16 protein-coding genes and 1 other annotated feature are annotated in these 16427 nt (G+C 56.8%); of the genes, 14 read left to right on the top strand and 2 right to left on the bottom strand.

The genetic code is table 11. From position 1 onward, the window contains the following. Positions 1-85: 85 nt before the first annotated feature. From ACTQ52_RS03725 to ACTQ52_RS03710, 4 genes are all read left to right on the top strand, one after another. Positions 86-1285, top strand: a complete 1200-nt coding sequence (locus ACTQ52_RS03725) for a pyridoxal phosphate-dependent aminotransferase (RefSeq protein ID WP_441981839.1) — start codon at positions 86-88, stop codon at positions 1283-1285. Between the two features lie 707 nt (positions 1286-1992). After that, positions 1993-2997 (top strand): rod shape-determining protein, encoded by a 1005-nt coding sequence (locus ACTQ52_RS03720; protein ID WP_410043355.1) that lies wholly within the window; start codon positions 1993-1995, stop codon positions 2995-2997. 155 nt (positions 2998-3152) lie between these two features. Next, a complete protein-coding gene (gene recD2 / locus ACTQ52_RS03715) occupies positions 3153-5495 on the top strand; it encodes an SF1B family DNA helicase RecD2 (protein WP_441981838.1) in 2343 nt (780 codons plus the stop codon). Next, on the top strand, positions 5476-6333 hold the full coding sequence (locus ACTQ52_RS03710; protein ID WP_441981837.1) for a double zinc ribbon domain-containing protein: 858 nt from the start codon (positions 5476-5478) through the stop codon (positions 6331-6333). Before recD2 ends, ACTQ52_RS03710 begins: the two co-directional genes overlap by 20 nt. On the opposite strand, the gene ACTQ52_RS03705 is transcribed toward ACTQ52_RS03710, so the two are convergent. Further along, complete coding sequence (locus ACTQ52_RS03705) at positions 6334-7245, bottom strand: LysR family transcriptional regulator (RefSeq protein ID WP_441981836.1); 912 nt, start codon at positions 7243-7245, stop codon at positions 6334-6336. 311 nt (positions 7246-7556) lie between these two features. Between ACTQ52_RS03705 and rpmG the strand changes: the two genes are divergently transcribed. The 10 genes from rpmG (at position 7557) to ACTQ52_RS03655 (ending at position 15932) form a co-directional block, all read left to right on the top strand. Further along, positions 7557-7706, top strand: a complete 150-nt coding sequence (rpmG, locus tag ACTQ52_RS03700) for a 50S ribosomal protein L33 (RefSeq protein ID WP_410043351.1) — start codon at positions 7557-7559, stop codon at positions 7704-7706. Then, positions 7706-7903, top strand: coding sequence for a preprotein translocase subunit SecE (secE, locus tag ACTQ52_RS03695; RefSeq protein ID WP_410043350.1), 198 nt, complete (start codon positions 7706-7708; stop codon positions 7901-7903). The genes rpmG and secE overlap by 1 nt, the downstream gene beginning before the upstream one ends. A 9-nt stretch (positions 7904-7912) precedes the next feature. Continuing rightward, a complete protein-coding gene (gene nusG, locus ACTQ52_RS03690; protein WP_410043349.1) occupies positions 7913-8443 on the top strand; it encodes a transcription termination/antitermination protein NusG in 531 nt (176 codons plus the stop codon). 65 nt (positions 8444-8508) lie between these two features. Then, positions 8509-8934, top strand: coding sequence for a 50S ribosomal protein L11 (rplK, locus tag ACTQ52_RS03685; RefSeq protein WP_036606756.1), 426 nt, complete (start codon positions 8509-8511; stop codon positions 8932-8934). A gap of 18 nt (positions 8935-8952) precedes the next feature. Next, complete coding sequence (gene rplA, locus ACTQ52_RS03680; protein ID WP_410043348.1) at positions 8953-9645, top strand: 50S ribosomal protein L1; 693 nt, start codon at positions 8953-8955, stop codon at positions 9643-9645. Between the two features lie 44 nt (positions 9646-9689). Continuing rightward, positions 9690-9825 (top strand) — a sequence feature (ribosomal protein L10 leader region). 40 nt (positions 9826-9865) lie between these two features. Further along, positions 9866-10363 (top strand): 50S ribosomal protein L10, encoded by a 498-nt coding sequence (rplJ, locus tag ACTQ52_RS03675; protein WP_410043347.1) that lies wholly within the window; start codon positions 9866-9868, stop codon positions 10361-10363. A 144-nt stretch (positions 10364-10507) separates the two neighbouring features. Next, the gene (gene rplL / locus ACTQ52_RS03670) at positions 10508-10879 is read left to right on the top strand and encodes a 50S ribosomal protein L7/L12 (protein ID WP_410043346.1); all 372 of its coding nucleotides are present in this window, start codon (positions 10508-10510) and stop codon (positions 10877-10879) included. A gap of 254 nt (positions 10880-11133) precedes the next feature. Continuing rightward, a complete protein-coding gene (locus ACTQ52_RS03665; protein ID WP_441981835.1) occupies positions 11134-14112 on the top strand; it encodes a zinc-ribbon domain-containing protein in 2979 nt (992 codons plus the stop codon). 129 nt (positions 14113-14241) lie between these two features. After that, positions 14242-14640: a VOC family protein gene (locus tag ACTQ52_RS03660; protein ID WP_441981834.1), complete on the top strand. Its 399-nt coding sequence runs from the start codon at positions 14242-14244 to the stop codon at positions 14638-14640. A 2-nt stretch (positions 14641-14642) separates the two neighbouring features. Continuing rightward, positions 14643-15932 (top strand): replication-associated recombination protein A, encoded by a 1290-nt coding sequence (locus tag ACTQ52_RS03655; protein ID WP_441226653.1) that lies wholly within the window; start codon positions 14643-14645, stop codon positions 15930-15932. 181 nt (positions 15933-16113) lie between these two features. Here the strand turns inward: ACTQ52_RS03655 and ACTQ52_RS03650 are convergent, their stop codons facing one another. After that, entirely contained in the window at positions 16114-16365 is a 252-nt protein-coding gene (locus ACTQ52_RS03650; RefSeq protein WP_441981856.1) for a DUF3791 domain-containing protein, read from the bottom strand. Between the last annotated feature and the right edge of the window lie 62 nt (positions 16366-16427).

Here is a 16427-nt window from a genome sequence, read left to right as displayed (position 1 = left end):
CATCCCCTTCCGGATTTCGGAAGGGGTCTGACCCTAATCACTGAACGACACAAACGCCCGCCATCCGCGGGCGAAGGAGGAAGATATGGCACTTTCGAAAAGTATGCAGCAGCTGGTCGCCGGCAACTCCGCGATCCGCAAGATGTTCGAGCTCGGGCAGGAGCTCGCCGCACGCGTCGGCCGTGAAAACGTCTACGACTTCAGCCTCGGCAACCCGGCCTCGCCGGTCCCGGAGGAGGTGCGCGATTCCATCGTACGCATCGCGACAGAGGAAGCGCCGAATTATGTTCACGGTTATATGGCCAATGCAGGCTACCCGGAGGTGCGTGCCGCGGTAGCGGAACACCTGAATCGCCTCCACGGCACCGACTATGACGCCCAGGACATCATCATGACCGTGGGTGCTGCCGGCGGCCTGAACGACGTCCTCCGCGCACTCCTCGACCCGGACGACGAAGTCCTAACCTTCGCCCCGTTCTTCACCGAGTACCGCAGCTACGCCGCAAACTTCGGCGGGAAGCTCACCATCGTCCCACCGGATACCGCACACTTCCAGCTCGACATCGACGCCGCGGAAGCCTGCATTGGCGAGCGTACGAAGGCCATCATCGTGAACAACCCGAACAATCCGTCGGGTGCCGTTTACACCGAAGAAACCATTCGGAAGCTCGGCGCGATGCTGGAACGTAAGGAGCAGGAAATCGGCCATCCGATCTACGTGATCTGCGACGAGCCGTACCGCGAGCTCGTGTACGACGGCCTCACCGTCCCGTACATCCCGAATATCATCAAAAACGCGGTCTTCCTCTACAGCTTCAGCAAGACCCTGTCACTGCCGGGCGAGCGGATCGGCTACATGGCGCTGGCGAAGCGCGCAGACGATCACGACACGATGATCCAGGCCCTGACGATCGCGAACCGTTGCCTCGGCTTCGTGAACGCGCCGTCCCTCCTGCAGCTCGTCGTGAAGGACTGTCTCGCGGTAGAGGCCAATGTTCCGTTTTATGACCGGAACCGGAAGCTGCTGTATGCCACCATTTCCGGCCTCGGCTTCGAGTGCGTACGACCAGAGGGCGCCTTCTACATGCTTGTGAAGGCACCGAATGGCAGCGCCGCGGACTTCGCCGCCGCCGCGGAGAAGCTCAACATCATCATCGTCCCGTGCGACGGCTTCGGCCTCCCGGGCTATGTACGCATCGCCTACTGCGTCGACTACGCGATGATCGAACGCTCCATCCCGGCCTGGGAACAGCTCGCGAAAATTTATGGGGTCAGACCCCATTAAATTTTTCTAAACAGATTCTAAACTGAACTTTATGGGGTCAGACCCCCTTACGTACATCCTCTCAAACTGAAAAATCCCGCCGGAGCTTCTTCGCTTCGACGGGATTTTCATGTTTGTGCTTTATGTCAAGAGATCAGCCAAGGGGGGGAGCCGAACTCCTATGAAGTATATGGAAAACGGTCATGCTCGATGGAGCTTCATGAATCTGCTGGAGCGTTTGTGCATCGCCCCGTCTTTCATAAAGAATCGTAAGCATTTGCGACCGTTTTTTTAGAAGGGGGCTCCGGAGTGTATTTCAACTCCGGAGTATGAGTATGAAAAGCGTTTCTTCGTTACATCTCTGTAACTATGATATATGATACAGGGCACTTGTGACTGAAGTATGTCGCCAGACTAAAAGAACTCTAAAGAATCTAAACAAAGTCTAAACAGAAGCGAAAGGATCATTTACGAGATTCTTTCGTGCCCGAACTCCACAATTCTGACTTTAAAAACAGAGGGCCATCGATTATACTATAGAAGATTCTATGTTGAATTACTAAATTCGCCCTGCGCGCCCATAAGCCGGGTGGCTCACGAGAGCAGCTTCGACGGGATTTCTTCGGACGGGTATCGGAAACGGTACCGACCGTGCGTGGCGCAGCGCAGAGAGCTGCGTATCCTGACAGGGCTTCGTTTTATACATCGTTATATAGTAGGAGTTTTTCATGTTTTCACTGATTTCAAATGATATCGGCATTGATCTGGGTACCTCCAGCATCCTTGTATATATAAAAGGCCGCGGCGTCGTTCTGAAGGAGCCGTCCGTGGTGGCCGTTAACCGCGATACGAACACCGTGCTGGCGTACGGTGAGGACGCGCGTCTCATGCTGGGCCGCACCCCGGAGAACATCTCGGCGGTTCGTCCGCTGCGCCAGGGCGTCATCTCGGACTACACCCTGACGGAGAAGATGCTGAAGTACTTCATTCAGAAGGCCGTCGGCAAGCGTACCCTCCGGAAGCCGCGTATCTCTGTCTGCATCCCAAGTGGTGCGACCGAGGTCGAGAAGAAGGCCGTCGAGGATGCCGCTTACCACGCAGGTGCCCGTGAGGTCACGATCATCGAGGAGCCGGTAGCGGCGGCCATCGGTGCCGGCATCGACATCAGTAAGCCGCAGGGCAACATGATCATCGACATCGGTGGTGGTACCGCGGATATCGCCGTGATCGCACTGGACGGTCCGGTCGTTTCCGAGTCCATCAAGGTGGCCGGCGACGACTTCGATGAGGCCATCCTCCGTTACATGCGGAAGAAGCATAATCTCCTCATCGGTGAGCGTACCGCCGAGGATATCAAGGTCAACATCGGCTGCGCCAGCAAGCGCCCGGAGAACGTTACCATGGAGGTCCGCGGACGCAACCTCGTGACCGCTCTCCCGAAGACCGTCATCGTGAGCTCGGACGAGATCATGGACGCGCTGCTGGAGCCGGCGATGATGATCGTCAATGCTGTGCATAACGTACTCGAGCGCACGCCACCAGAGCTCGCTGCCGACATCTATGAGCGCGGCATCGTCATGACTGGTGGAGGCTCTCTCCTGTATGGCCTCGATAAGCTTCTGCAGGAGAAGACCGGCATCAACTGCGTACTCGCCGAGGACCCGCTCACCGCGGTCGCCATCGGCACCGGTAAGTTCATCGACTTCGCGAGCGGTGACACCGACGAGGACTGACATCTTATTCATCAGGGGTAGCCTTATTCAGGCTGCCCTTTTATTGACTTCAGCCGACGACCGTTCGTATGGCCAATGCAGTCGACGGAACTGCGGTGGCGGGCGGTGAGGGCTTCAGCAGGCACGACACGTTTACATTTTCGGGAGAACACACCGTGGAATATTTTGAGGGCTATATCGATCATATCATTTTCCAGAGTCCGGCGACGGGCTACACCGTGATGACGGGCGTGATGGAGGGGAAGACCTACACCCTCGTCGGTACGCTACCGGGCATCGAGGCAGGCGAGAATATCAAGGCGGATGGCCACGAGGCCACCCACCAGATTTATGGTACCCAGTTCGTCATCGACCAGTACCAGGTCGTCGCGCCGAAGACTCAGGAAGCCGTCGAGCGCTACCTCGGCTCCGGCGCGATCAAGGGTATCGGTGCCGCGATGGCCTCCCGGATCGTGAAGAAGTTCGGTGACGATACCATGCGCATCATCGAGGAGGAGCCGGAGCGTCTCGCTGAGATCAAGGGCATCTCCGCGCGGAAGGCGATGGATATTGCGGCCTCCGTGAACGCGAAGCGTGACATGCAGGACGCTGTCATGTTCCTCCAGAAGTACGGCATCTCCATCAACCTCGCCGGCAAGATCTATAACCGCTACGGCAACGAGATGTACGACATCGTCCGCGATAACCCGTACCGTCTCGCAGAGGATATCGAGGGCCTCGGCTTCCGGACCTGCGACGAGATCGCGCGGAACGCCGGCATCGCGGAGGACTCCGCCTTTCGTATCGAGTCCGGCATCCAGTACGCGCTCGGCATGGCAGAGGGCAACGGTCACTGCTACCTGCCGCTCCCGGAGCTCTGGTCCTCCGTTGAGTCGCTTCTGAACATCACGATCCAGGACCTGAACCAGTACCTCCTCGAGCTCCAGATGAAGGGCCGCGTCATGGTGAAGTCGAGCCGTCCGCGCAGCATCTCCGATTTTCTGGACAGCGCGGCCAATGCGGGCGATGTCGATGCACCTGTCTACGACGCGAATCCGGCGCTGCATGCAGACCCGGCGACCCACGTCTACCGCGCCACGATCTACTACACAGAGCTCCAGGTCGCGACGCTGCTGAAGGATCTGAACGTCACGGTCGAAAACGCGGAGCTCGACGCGAAGCGTGCGCTGACCATCGATGAGATCACAGAAAAGCACGGCATCGAGCTCGACCCGCTCCAGCGCGACGCCGTGCTCACCGCTGGCCACTCCGGCCTCCTCGTCATCACCGGCGGCCCGGGCACCGGAAAAACGACGACCATCAACACCATCATCCGCATGTTCGCGGACGAAGGAAAGACCATCCTGCTCGGTGCCCCGACCGGCCGTGCTGCGAAGCGTATGTCGGAGGCCACCGGCTGGCCGGCCTCCACGATCCACCGCCTCCTCGAGTACCAGGGCCGCCCGGACGAGGACGGAGAGGACGGCGACCAGGTGCGTGGTCACTTCGAGCGCAATGAAAACAACCCACTCGAGTGCGACGTCGTCATCATCGATGAGATGTCCATGGTCGACATCTTCCTCATGAACGCCCTTCTGAAGGCCATCCACCGCGGCACCCGCCTCATCATGGTCGGTGACGCGAACCAGCTGCCATCGGTCGGTGCCGGTAATGTCCTCCGCGACATCATCGCCTCCGGCGTGATCCGAACCATCCAGCTCCGCCACATCTTCCGCCAGGCCGCCGCGTCGGACATCGTCGTGAACGCCCATAAGATCAACGAAGGCGAGCCGGTCGACCTCAGTAAGCGCTCGAAGGACTTCCTTTTCATCAAGAGCCAGACGCCGGATCAGATCTTCGCGGCCATCGCCGCCCTCGTGCTGAACAAGCTCCCAGGCTACCTCGGCGTGGATCCCTTCGACATCCAGATCATGACCCCGCAGCGGAAGGGCGCGCTCGGCGTCGAGCGTCTGAACCAGCTCCTTCAGGAGCAGATGAACCCGAAGAGCAGCCGCAAGACGGAAAAGGAAATCGGAGGCACCCTATTCCGTGTCGGCGACAAGGTCATGCAGATCCGAAACGACTACAACCTCATCTGGGAGATCCGTGGCCGCTACGGCATCCCGACCGAGAAGGGCGAGGGCGTCTTCAACGGCGACATCGGCATCATCACTGAGATCAACAGCTTCGCCCAGAACCTGACGGTTCGCTTCGACGACCGCTTCGTCGAGTACGCCTTCAAGGACTGCGAGAGCCTCGAGCTCGCCTACGCGATCACGATCCACAAGTCCCAGGGCTCCGAGTACCCGGCGGTCATCGTCCCGATGTACCAGGGCCCATCCATGCTCATGAACCGGAATCTGCTCTACACCGCCGTCACCCGCGCGAAGTCCTGCGTCTGCCTCGTCGGCAACCCGCCGATCTTCGACCAGATGCTTCACAACGCGTCCGAGGCGAAGCGCTATTCCTCCCTCGGTGAGCGGCTCCAGGAGGTCTCTCATGACGAAAATTCACTCTGAATCGGCTATCCCGGGTCCGAGGTCAATGTCTCCGGCTGCACGCAGTCACGCTGCGGACATCCCTCCGACACCCGCAGCAGCCTATCCGCCGATGACGACATCGGCAGCTCGATCGACCAGGACGTCCGCGGCGAAGCAGTGGCTCCTGTCGGTTCTTTTTCCGCACCGCTGTCCGGTCTGTGAGGAGATCGTCTCGCCGCGCGGCGCGCTGATCTGTCCGGACTGTGAACGCAAGCTTCACTTCCTGACAGAGCCGACCTGCCAGATCTGCGGCCGTGAAATCCTCGCCGACGATGAGGAGCTCTGCGAGAGCTGTAAGCGCCATCGCTTCTTATTTAAGAGAAGCATCGCCCTCGTCGGCTATGACGACGTCGCGGCGCGCTCCATCAGCCGCATCAAGTATACCGGTGCCCGCGAGTTCCTCGACTATTACGGGCGGGAGGCCGTACGCCGTCGAGGCGAGGAGCTTCGCCGCATGCAGATCGACGCCATCGTACCGGTGCCCGTCCACCCGAGCCGAAAGCGGAAGCGTGGCTACAACCAGGCGACCGTGCTCGCCGAGGTCATGGGCGCAGAGCTCGGCCTCCCGGTTTACGAAGCGGCACTCTACCGGCGTAAAAAAACCGCCGCATCGAAGGAGCTCAATGCGGCGGAACGTTTGAAAAATCTAATGTCGGCCTTTTACGCGGGGCCGATCCCGCAGGATCTCCGGCGGGTGCTGCTGGTCGACGATATCTTCACGACCGGCGCCACCATGGAATCCTGTACACGGACGCTGCTCGCGGCCGGAGTGGAAGAGGTCTACTGCTTCGCGCTCGCGATCCGCTCCGAGCGCTGATCACTTCACGCGGGTCCAGTAGTCGCGGGCCAGCTCGATCAGATCGAGCATCGGCTCCGAGGTGTAGCGGTCCTTCCGGTAGACGGCGACGGCGTGCATCATCGGGTGCGTACTGAGGTGGATGAGCTTCACGCCCTTCGGGATGGTGGTGTGATGTGAGGCGCTGATCAGCGCGGCACACTCGTCGGCGGCGACCAGGGCGAGCTGGTAGTTGATGCCCTCGGCATCCATGTAGGTGTCTGGCTCGAAGCCGGCCTCCTCGAAGACCTGCATGGAGACCATACGCTCGGTGGAGTCCTTCGCGCCGAGGCAGAACGGGACATCACGGAAGCGACGGATGTCGATGACCTCATCGCCACTCTCGTCGGTGATGGTTTCCGAAGCCAGTGGGTTCGAGCTCGCGACGGCGAGCATGATTTCGACATCGGCGAGGAACTCGTAGTGCAGGCGGTAGTTCTGCTTGTCGCCCATCAGGATGATACCGAGGTCGATCGTACCGTTTTTGACGAGCTCCTGTGCCTTCAGCCCCTTCATGAGGTTGAGCTGCAGCTTGACGGTCGGGTGCTGACGGTGAAACTTCTTATATAAAGAGGTCATCATGTAGTCAGCCTCGACGCCGGCGGCACCGACCGCGATCTCCTCGTTGTGCAGCTTCGCGATATCGGAGATGCGGGAGTAGCAGTCCTTCTTCATGGCGATCATCTTCCGGGCGGTATCGACATAGATCCGGCCGGCCTCGGTGATGGCCCACTCGTTACCACGACGATAGAAGAGTTTGGTGCCGAGCTCCTTCTCGAGATTCAGCAGCTGCAGATTCAGCGCAGGCTGGGAGATGAAGAGCTTGTCAGCTGCGCGGGTGATATTCTTTTCCTCCGCGATACGGATGATATTTTCGATACGACGTAGATCCATGGTGGCCTCCTGACGTAGTATTGCCTTCGGTGCTCAGGCGGGCGATGATGCCGCGCCGGAAACATTGGCCGAAGGATGGTGGACATAACATAGTAAGATACCTGTGATTCAAGTATATACGGCTCTCTAAATCTATGCAATAGAACTTCTATCAAACTCTTGAAAAAATAAATAATAGACGCCCGGCGGCAAACGCTTGACGCATAGGGTGCTTCATGGTATAGTTGCCCCGTAATCAAGGGCTAGGCCCTATTTTTTATGCACTAATTTCGTAGTCATGCGAAGTTAAGAATCATTGGAGGTGAAGAGCCGTGCGTACAAAGATTATATTAGCATGTACAGAGTGTAAGCAGAGAAACTATTTCACGACGAAGGAGAAGAAGAATCATCCTGAGAGAATGGAAGTTCGTAAGTACTGCAGATTCTGTAAGAAGCACACGCTTCATAAGGAGACGAAGTAATGAGCGAGAAGAAGAATTCCGGTTTACAGGACTTCTTCAAGGGTCTTAAGACGGAATATAACAAAATTATTTTCCCGACGAGACAGGACATCATCAAGGAGACCACCGCAACCATCGTTGTCAGTCTCCTGGTCGGAGCGCTTATTGCTGTTCTTGATCTTATTATGAAGACGGGACTTGGTTTTATCATCAGATAAGGGGAAACTATGTCAGAAATTAATCCTGCAGCTCGCTGGTATGTAGCACATACCTACTCAGGCTATGAGAACAAGGTTAAGATGGATCTGGAAAAGACGATCGAAAACCGTGGTCTTCAGGATCTGATCTTCGAAGTCAGCGTACCGATGCAGCCGGTCATCGAGATGAAGAACGGCGTCGAGAAGAAGTCTGATAAGAAGATGTTCCCTGGCTATGTTCTCGTAAACATGATAATGAATCAGGAAACCTGGTACGTAGTGCGTAATACACGTGGCGTAACCGGATTCGTCGGCCCAGGATCAGAGCCGACACCTCTTTCCGAAGAGGAGATCAAGGCACTTGGCTACAGAGCCCAGGAGGTCCTTGTAGATTTCGCGATCGGCGATACCGTAAATGTTACTTCCGGTGCATGGAAGGATACGGTGGGTGTCATCAGTGAGATCAATGATCAGAAGAAGACTGTTACCATCTCGGTTGAGATGTTTGGCAGAGAAACTCCGGTAGAGTTATCCTACGGAGAGATTCAGAAACTCAGATAACGAAGTATGGGAGGGTTAATCAGATCTGCTGATTACCCCGCAATTACCACAAGGAGGTGCCTCATATGGCAAAGAAAGTAGAAGGATACATCAAGTTACAGATTCCAGCTGGTAAAGCAACTCCAGCTCCACCAGTAGGTCCGGCTCTCGGCCAGCATGGTGTTAATATCGTTGCATTCACTAAGGAATTCAATGCAAGAACAGCAAACGAGGGTGATGTTATCATCCCTGTAGTGATCACTGTTTATGCAGATAGAAGCTTCAGCTTCATCACGAAGACTCCTCCAGCAGCAGTTCTGATCAAGAAGGCATGCAAGCTGCAGAAGGCTTCCGGTGAGCCAAACAAGAACAAGGTTGCTACCATCAGCAAGGCTGATCTCCAGAAGATCGCAGAGACTAAGATGAAAGATCTTAACGCTGCATCACTTGAGGCTGCTATGTCTATGATCGCAGGTACCTGCAGATCCATGGGCGTTGAAGTAGAGAAGTAATAGGGAGGTCAACTGATTATGAAGACAGGTAAGAGATATACAGCAGCCGCTCAGGGCTTTGACAGAACGGTAAAGTTCACCGAGGTTGACGCACTTGAGCTTGTAAAGAAGAATGCAACAGCAAAATTCGACGAGACCATCGAGCTCCATATCAGAACTGGTTGTGACTCACGTCACGCAGACCAGCAGGTTCGTGGTTCTGTCGTCCTTCCAGCCGGCACAGGTAAGAAGGTAAGAATCCTCGTATTTGCAAAGGGCGCTAAGGCCGATGAGGCTCAGGCAGCTGGTGCAGATTTCGTAGGAGCTGAGGAACTTATTCCGAAGATCCAGGATGGCTGGTTTGATTACGATGTAATCATCGCTACTCCGGATATGATGGGTGTTGTTGGTCGTCTCGGTCGTGTACTTGGACCGAAGGGCTTAATGCCGAACCCGAAGACCGGTACTGTTACCATGGATGTTACCAAGGCAATCGCTGATACTAAGGCTGGTAAGGTCGAGTATCGTCTTGACAAGGCAAACATCTTCCACGTAGCAATCGGTAAGGCTTCCTTCACAACTGAGCAGCTCAAGGAGAACCTTGATGCGATCATGAGCGCAATTGTAAAGGCTAGACCAGCTACATTAAAGGGAACCTACCTGAAGTCCGCTACACTGACTTCTACCATGGGTCCTGGCGTTAAGATGGATACCGTTCAGTTCGGTGCTTAATCTTGACAAAATAGGGTATTGACAGCGGCGTGAGCCGATGTTAATATACACTGCGTATTAACCCGAAGACAGCAGGTGGTGCGTCCGCACCGTAAGTCAGAACGCCTGCCGAGGAAAGATACAAACGATTTTAGTTTGTTCAACCCCGTGTCTTTTGGCATGGGGTTTTCCTTTTGTAAAGGTTTATACGAAAAAATCTTATAAGGAGGAAGAACCGAAAATGGCAAAGGTTGAATTAAAGCAGCCGATCGTTGACGAAATCAAGGCACTCCTTGATGGCGCTGTCGCTGTTACTGCCGTTGATTATCTCGGACTTACGGTTGAGCAGGATACTGAGCTCCGTAAGCAGTTAAGAGAGGCTGGTGTTACTTACAAGGTATTTAAGAACACCCTGATCAAGAGAGCAGCAGAGGGTACAGATTTCGCTCAGCTCGACGGCGTACTTGAGGGTCCTACCGCTATTGCAGTATCTAAGGATGATCCTGCAGCAGCAGCTAGAATCATCGCTAAGTTTGCTGAGAAGGCTACGAAGCTTGAGCTTAAGGCAGCTGTAGCAGAGGGCAAGCTTTACGATCAGAACGAGGTCAAGGTACTCGCAGCTATCCCTTCCAGAGAAGAGCTTCTCGGAAGACTTTGCGGATCCCTGCAGAGCCCGATCGCGAACTTCGCACGTGTCATCAATCAGGTGGCAGAGAAGAACGCAGAGCCAGCTGCTTAATCAGCAGATGGACATCCAAAGCCGCGTAAGCGTGCGGAGGAACCTGAACTCACAGGTGGTGAGTACCGCAGTATCGACTGCAAAACATAAAAGAATTATTTTGAACTGTGCATGAGCACAAAATTTCAAATGGAGGAAATTAAAATGGCTAAGTTAACTACAGAAGAGTTTATCGCAGCTATCAAGGAGCTTTCCGTTGTAGAGCTTAATGACCTTGTAAAGGCTGTTGAGGAAGAGTTTGGCGTATCTGCTGCTGCAGGTGTTGTTGTTGCTGCTGGCGCTGCTGCAGCTCCAGCTGAGGAGAAGACTGAGTTCGACGTAGAGCTTACTGATGTTGGTCCTAACAAGATCAAGGTTATCAAGGTTGTACGTGAGGCTACTGGTCTTGGCCTTAAGGAAGCTAAGGAGGCCGTTGAGGCTGCACCTAAGGTTCTCAAGGAGGCTGCTCCGAAGGCAGAGGCTGAGGATCTCAAGGCTAAGCTTGAGGCTGAGGGCGCTAAGGTTACTCTTAAGTAATAAAAGCGACATTAAGTCAGATCTTATACAGAGTCGGAAGGTAAGTTACTTGCCTTCCGGCTTTTTTATGTGAATCAGTACGATAAGAATTACCAGACACTGTCTGGCAAATTTTGTACGTTTTTATGCCCAAGCCGTCCTCCCTGCACTATAATTTTAATAACTATCTCTACGATTATTTGGTATAATAAAATAAGGACTGTCTAAATATATTTGCTTCGCATCCCGCGAAGCGCACTGAACAAGGCATATTTATGATTTGTACAAACTGTGGAAAAGAAATACAGGATGGCGCGTCGTTCTGCCCTTACTGCGGAGCGCTGTTTGCCGACGGCTTAGTCCGGATCCACTACGAGGCGCAGCTCGAGAGCTCAGCGGAGACGCTTCCGGTCTATAACGCGGAAACTGTGCGCGCGGCTTGGGAACGTCAGAAGGCGACCATCGGCGACGACCTTTCGGCGAAGCTCGATCAGATGGCAGAGACCCCGTCGTCCAATGCAGGCGATCTCAACGCGGATGGCGCAGCCTCGACACTTGCTGCCGCCGGCGCATCGTCGTCCAATGCAGGCGACCTCAATGCAGATGGCGCAGCCTCAACACTCACTGCAGGCGCTGCATCGTCGGCTGATGAAGGCGATCTCGGCACGGATGACGCTGCGGCAGATCCTCGCGTAACACAGGATGGTGAGCATGCTTCGGAAGAAGATGCTGAAGATGCCGCAAACACGCCTGCGCGTGAGGATATCGACGCAGATTTCGATATAGACTTCGGCGATTCCTTCGGAAGGAAACGCGATGCTCCATCGAAAGCGTCTGCTGTAGAAGCTTCTTCGGAAGACGAGGATTACGACCCGGCAGCGGAAGACGAAGCGATCCTGGATGAGTTTTACAAGAAGGCCCTCCGCTTCGAAGCGGAGGAGCGTCGCCGCCGTGAGGAAGAAGAGCGCAAGGCCCGCGAGGAAGCCGAGGCGAGAGCCGAAGCCGAGCGGAAGGCACGCGAAGAAGCGGAGCGCATCGCCCGCGAAGAAGCTGCGGCGAGAGCCGAAGCAGAGCGGAAGGCGCGCGAAGAAGCAGAGCGAATCGCCCGTGAAGAGGCAGAAGCGAAAGCGGAAGCCGAGCGCCTCGCCCGTGAAGAAGCGGAGCGTCAGGCCCGTGAAGAGGAAGAGGCGAGAGCGGAGGCCGAGCGTAAGGCACAGGAAGAAGCCGAAGCCCAGGCGAAGAAGGACGCAGAACGCGCCGAACTCGAAGAAGCGATGAAGCAGGAGCTCCTCAACCTCGCCGCCCATAAAACCCTCGGCACCCACATGTTCGACGATGACGAGGAAGAAGCAGAGACTTCCGAAGCAACCGAATCTTCCGATGAGGTTGAGCTGGTAGAAGCAGAGGAAGCTTCCACTGAGGAAACAACGGACGAAGTAGCAGAATCTGAAGAAACAGAAGCAGTAGAGGAAACCGAAGAAACTTCCGAGGAGGAATCAACCGAAGAAACAGACGAAGATTCTGAGACCGCAGAGGTGGTCCCGATCGCGGATCATCTGCTGGATGATCCAGAGGAAGAGTCCGAGGAAGAGTCCGAAGATGATTCAGACGATGACGATATCGATGATGATGCCGATGACACAGAAGCTGATCTCGATGATGATGCCGATGACACAGAAGCTGATTCCGATGACGCAGATTCCGACGAGTCCCTCGATTCCGATGAGGCAGATTCTGACGAGTCCCCCGACAGCGATGCTGACGCTTCCGACGATCTTGACACTGACGACTCTGATGACGCGGATTCCGACCCCGCCGCTGACGACTCTGACGAAGACTCCGAGTCCGCCACCGCCGAGGATGCCGACTCCGCTGACGGCGAGCGCACGGCAACCATCACTCCGCTCAATGATTACGATCGTGTCGACCAGATGCTGGGCGTGAGCGACGTCACCACCGACACCGCTTCCGCGGCACACGCGCACAGCGCGAAGCGGTTTGTGAAAGTCGCGATCGCAGTGATCGCAGTCGTGGCCGTAGCATTGGCGGGATGGTACCAGATGCCAGCCACGAAGGAAAGCCGGATCCGCAGACAGGCGGAGAAGGCATACGCAGCCGCCGACTATACGACGGCCGCAGCGGCCTACCAGCAGCTGTTCGGCTACGGTGTGCAGAGTGAGGAGATCTGCCTCCACGCCGCCGACGCCTACGCAGACGCCGGACACCACACCGAGGCCGTGGCGCTCCTGAAGAGCAACCTCGCAGACTACCCGGACAGCAGAGCGCTGAAGGACGAGCTCGAGGCGCTGGACCCGACGGTTCACTTCGACCCGGAGGGCGGCGACTTCAGCGATCCGGTCAGCGTGAAGCTGAGCACCGACGCCGGCGATCCGATCCGCTACACGATCCAGCGGGACGGTGACAGCACGACGCCGGAGACGATCGAGTATGCCACCCCGGCCGAGCTCAGCTACAGCGGCCGCTACACCGTGACCGCCCACGCGATTGCGAAGGACGGCGAGGCAGGCAGCAGCTTCACGCAGAGCTACGAAATCCGGCTCGACCCGGACAAGTACTCGCTGAACGACTGGCATGAAACCGCCGACGGCGTGCAGTACCTCGACGAGGATGGCCGCTTCGTGACCGGCTGGCAGACCATCGACGACCAGAAGTATTACTTCGACGAGGCGGGCTACCGCGCGACCGGGCTCACGGAAATCGACCGCGCCACCTACTTCTTCGACGCAGAGGGCGTGATGCAGACCGGCTGGCAGCAGTCGGACGACGACTGGTACTTCTTCGACGAGACCGGTCACATGCTCACCGACGTCTGGATCGAGGATACCTACTACGTCGGTGCCGACGGAAAGATGCTGAAGGACACCACGACACCGGACGGCATCGCCGTGGACGCAAGCGGCCGCAGGGCCTCCGACCTCGTGACCCTGTTCCAGCAGCACCCGAAGGCGATGGTGGTTATCCAGACCGCCGACCGGCAGAAGACGGGCGACTACTCGACCTTCGCAGCGAAGGCATACTATTCGCACAGCTCCGACACACCGGAGGGCGACAGCACCGACGTCACCGTGAAGATCAGCAACCGCGCATGGATGCATTACATCGATAAGAAGCTTCCGGACGCGCTGGTCACCGACGCCTACCACTTCCTGCCGCACATCGGCATCCTGAATCCGACCTTCGACGACGACGGCGTCATCACGAAGTTCGACTTCATCCTGGGCAGCCAGGGCTGATCGCGGCCAATGCTTACATCCTGCACCCGCCCGCGCACCCGTGTGCCGCGGCTCTGCAGTTCCGTTCACTCCGCCCGCGCGGCCACCGAAACCCGCGGGCGACATGCATACACACCATAGAGGAAAACGATGAATAACACTTTCGCATTCAACCACTTCAACTTTAACGTCAAGGACCTGGACCGCTCCCTCAAGTTCTATAAGGAAGCCTTCGGTCTCGAGCCGGTCGAGGTCAACGACCGCCCGAACTTCACCCTCGCCTTCCTCGGCGACAACACCACGAGCTTCCGTCTGGAGCTCACCTACCTCAAGGACCGCACCGAGGCCTATGACCTCGGCGAGCAGGAGTTCCACCTCGCGCTCCGCACTCCGAACATCAAGGAAGCGCACGACCTCCACACGAAGATGGGCTGCGTCTGCTTCGAGAACGCCCCGATGGGCATCTACTTCGTCGAGGACCCGGACGGCTACTGGATCGAGGTGATCCCGGATCGCACAAAGCCACAGTCCTGGCCGGAAGAAGAGTAACCATGGATTTATTTGAGTATATGGCGGAGAAGCAGAAGGAGTCCGACGCGCCGCTGGCCTCCCGCATGCGCCCGGAAACCCTCGACGACATCGTCGGCCAGGAGCAGATCATCGCCCCGGGCACCCTGCTCTACCGCGCGATCCGCGCCGACAAGCTCGGCTCCCTCATCTTTTACGGCCCGCCGGGCACCGGCAAGACGACCCTCGCACAGGTCATCGCGCACACCACGAAGGCCGACTTCGAGCAGGTAAACGCCACCATCGCCGGCAAGAAGGACCTCGAGGAGGTCATCGCCCGCGCGAAGCAGAACCACGGCGGCTATGGTCGGAAGACCATTCTCTTCATCGACGAGATCCATCGCTTCAACAAGGCGCAGCAGGATTACCTCCTTCCGTTCGTCGAGGACGGCACCGTCATCCTCATCGGCGCGACCACCGAGAACCCGTATTTCGAGGTCAACGGCGCGCTGATCTCCCGCTCGCGCATCTTCGAGCTGAAGCCGCTCTCTCGTGAAAACATCGCGACCCTCATCGACCGCGCCCTCACGGACACGCGGAAGGGCGTCGGCTCCTTTCATGCCTGGATCGACGACGACGCACGTGAGTTCCTCGCTGATGCTGCAAACGGCGACGCCCGCGCGGCGCTGAATGCTATCGAGCTTGCGGTCCTCACTACCGACCGCGACCCGGACGGCCGCATTCACATCACCCTCGACGTCGCCTCCGAGTGCATTCAGAAGCGCGCGGTGCGCTACGACAAGGACGGTGACAACCACTACGACACCGTGAGCGCCTTCATCAAGTCCATGCGCGGCTCCGACCCGGACGCCGCCGTCTATTACCTGGCCCGCATGCTCTCCGCCGGCGAAGACATCAAGTTCATCGCCCGCCGCATCGTGATCTGCGCCTCTGAGGACGTGGGCAATGCAGACCCCATGGCGGCCGTGGTTGCGACCAACGCGTTCCTGGCGGTGGAACGTGTCGGCATGCCGGAATCCCAGATCATCCTGGCTCAGGCTGCGACCTACGTCGCCTCCGCACCGAAGTCGAACGCCTGCTCCGCCGCGATCTTCGAGGCCATGCAGGAGGTGCAGCACTCCGGCAACCTCCCGATCCCATCCTACCTGCAGGACGCCCACTACAAGGCCAGCAGCAAGCTGAATCGCGGCGTCGGCTACAAGTACCCGCACGACTTCCCAGGCAACTGGGTCGAGCAGCAGTACCTTCCGGACGGCGTGAAGGACATGGAGTTCTACCACTACCCGCATAGTCATAGAAGGAATCACGACTGATAACGCCCAGAGAGGGGCCCCGGAAGCACAGTACTCCGCGACCGGAAGAATCTAAAATCCCATCCCTAAGAAGCACTAAGCCCTCTGCAATCACTGAGTTTTCTCTATGAAAACTCAGCGTTGCAGAGGGTGCTAAGGAAAAATTACTCTAAGTGCTTCTAAGGGATGGGATTTTGATTCTTCACGGTCGCTCTGTATGGCTTCCGGGGCTCCTCTCCGGGCTTGGCATCCAGCATGTGCGGCACCCGTCTGTCGCTTTCTTGCATACATTCACTCCATTCGCTCTCAGTATGTCTTCGATGTCTTCCAGTGCGTTATTATAACTGCTTACGTGAAGGAGATCATAGCATTCGGAAATAAACCCAAGAAGATCATATTTTTTAAAGAGTTCAGCACAATCCTTCGCCGTCATTTCCCACTTTGACTGCGCCATTCGGAACACCCAACATTGCATATCTGCGATATCCTTCTGTCTCTCAGTCATAAACTGTGTCT

It is taken from the genome of Oribacterium sp. Sow4_G1_1, from assembly GCF_052116105.1.
Lineage (GTDB): Bacteria > Bacillota > Clostridia > Lachnospirales > Lachnospiraceae > Oribacterium.
This window is presented reverse-complemented; position numbering and strand designations above follow the sequence as displayed.

Excerpts from the sequence above, each read along its gene's own strand:
- ACTQ52_RS03655 (WP_441226653.1), top strand. The coding sequence starts at position 14,643 with ATGGATTTATTTGAGTATATGGCGGAGAAGCAGAAGGAGTCCGACGCG.
- rplK (WP_036606756.1), top strand. The coding sequence starts at position 8,509 with ATGGCAAAGAAAGTAGAAGGATACATCAAGTTACAGATTCCAGCTGGT.
- rplJ (WP_410043347.1), top strand. The coding sequence starts at position 9,866 with ATGGCAAAGGTTGAATTAAAGCAGCCGATCGTTGACGAAATCAAGGCA.
- nusG (WP_410043349.1), top strand. The coding sequence starts at position 7,913 with ATGTCAGAAATTAATCCTGCAGCTCGCTGGTATGTAGCACATACCTAC.
- ACTQ52_RS03710 (WP_441981837.1), top strand. The coding sequence starts at position 5,476 with ATGACGAAAATTCACTCTGAATCGGCTATCCCGGGTCCGAGGTCAATG.
- secE (WP_410043350.1), top strand. The coding sequence starts at position 7,706 with ATGAGCGAGAAGAAGAATTCCGGTTTACAGGACTTCTTCAAGGGTCTT.
- ACTQ52_RS03660 (WP_441981834.1), top strand. The coding sequence starts at position 14,242 with ATGAATAACACTTTCGCATTCAACCACTTCAACTTTAACGTCAAGGAC.
- ACTQ52_RS03665 (WP_441981835.1), top strand. The coding sequence starts at position 11,134 with ATGATTTGTACAAACTGTGGAAAAGAAATACAGGATGGCGCGTCGTTC.
- rplA (WP_410043348.1), top strand. The coding sequence starts at position 8,953 with ATGAAGACAGGTAAGAGATATACAGCAGCCGCTCAGGGCTTTGACAGA.
- ACTQ52_RS03720 (WP_410043355.1), top strand. The coding sequence starts at position 1,993 with ATGTTTTCACTGATTTCAAATGATATCGGCATTGATCTGGGTACCTCC.
- ACTQ52_RS03725 (WP_441981839.1), top strand. The coding sequence starts at position 86 with ATGGCACTTTCGAAAAGTATGCAGCAGCTGGTCGCCGGCAACTCCGCG.
- rplL (WP_410043346.1), top strand. The coding sequence starts at position 10,508 with ATGGCTAAGTTAACTACAGAAGAGTTTATCGCAGCTATCAAGGAGCTT.
- ACTQ52_RS03650 (WP_441981856.1), bottom strand. The coding sequence starts at position 16,365 with ATGGCGCAGTCAAAGTGGGAAATGACGGCGAAGGATTGTGCTGAACTC.
- ACTQ52_RS03705 (WP_441981836.1), bottom strand. The coding sequence starts at position 7,245 with ATGGATCTACGTCGTATCGAAAATATCATCCGTATCGCGGAGGAAAAG.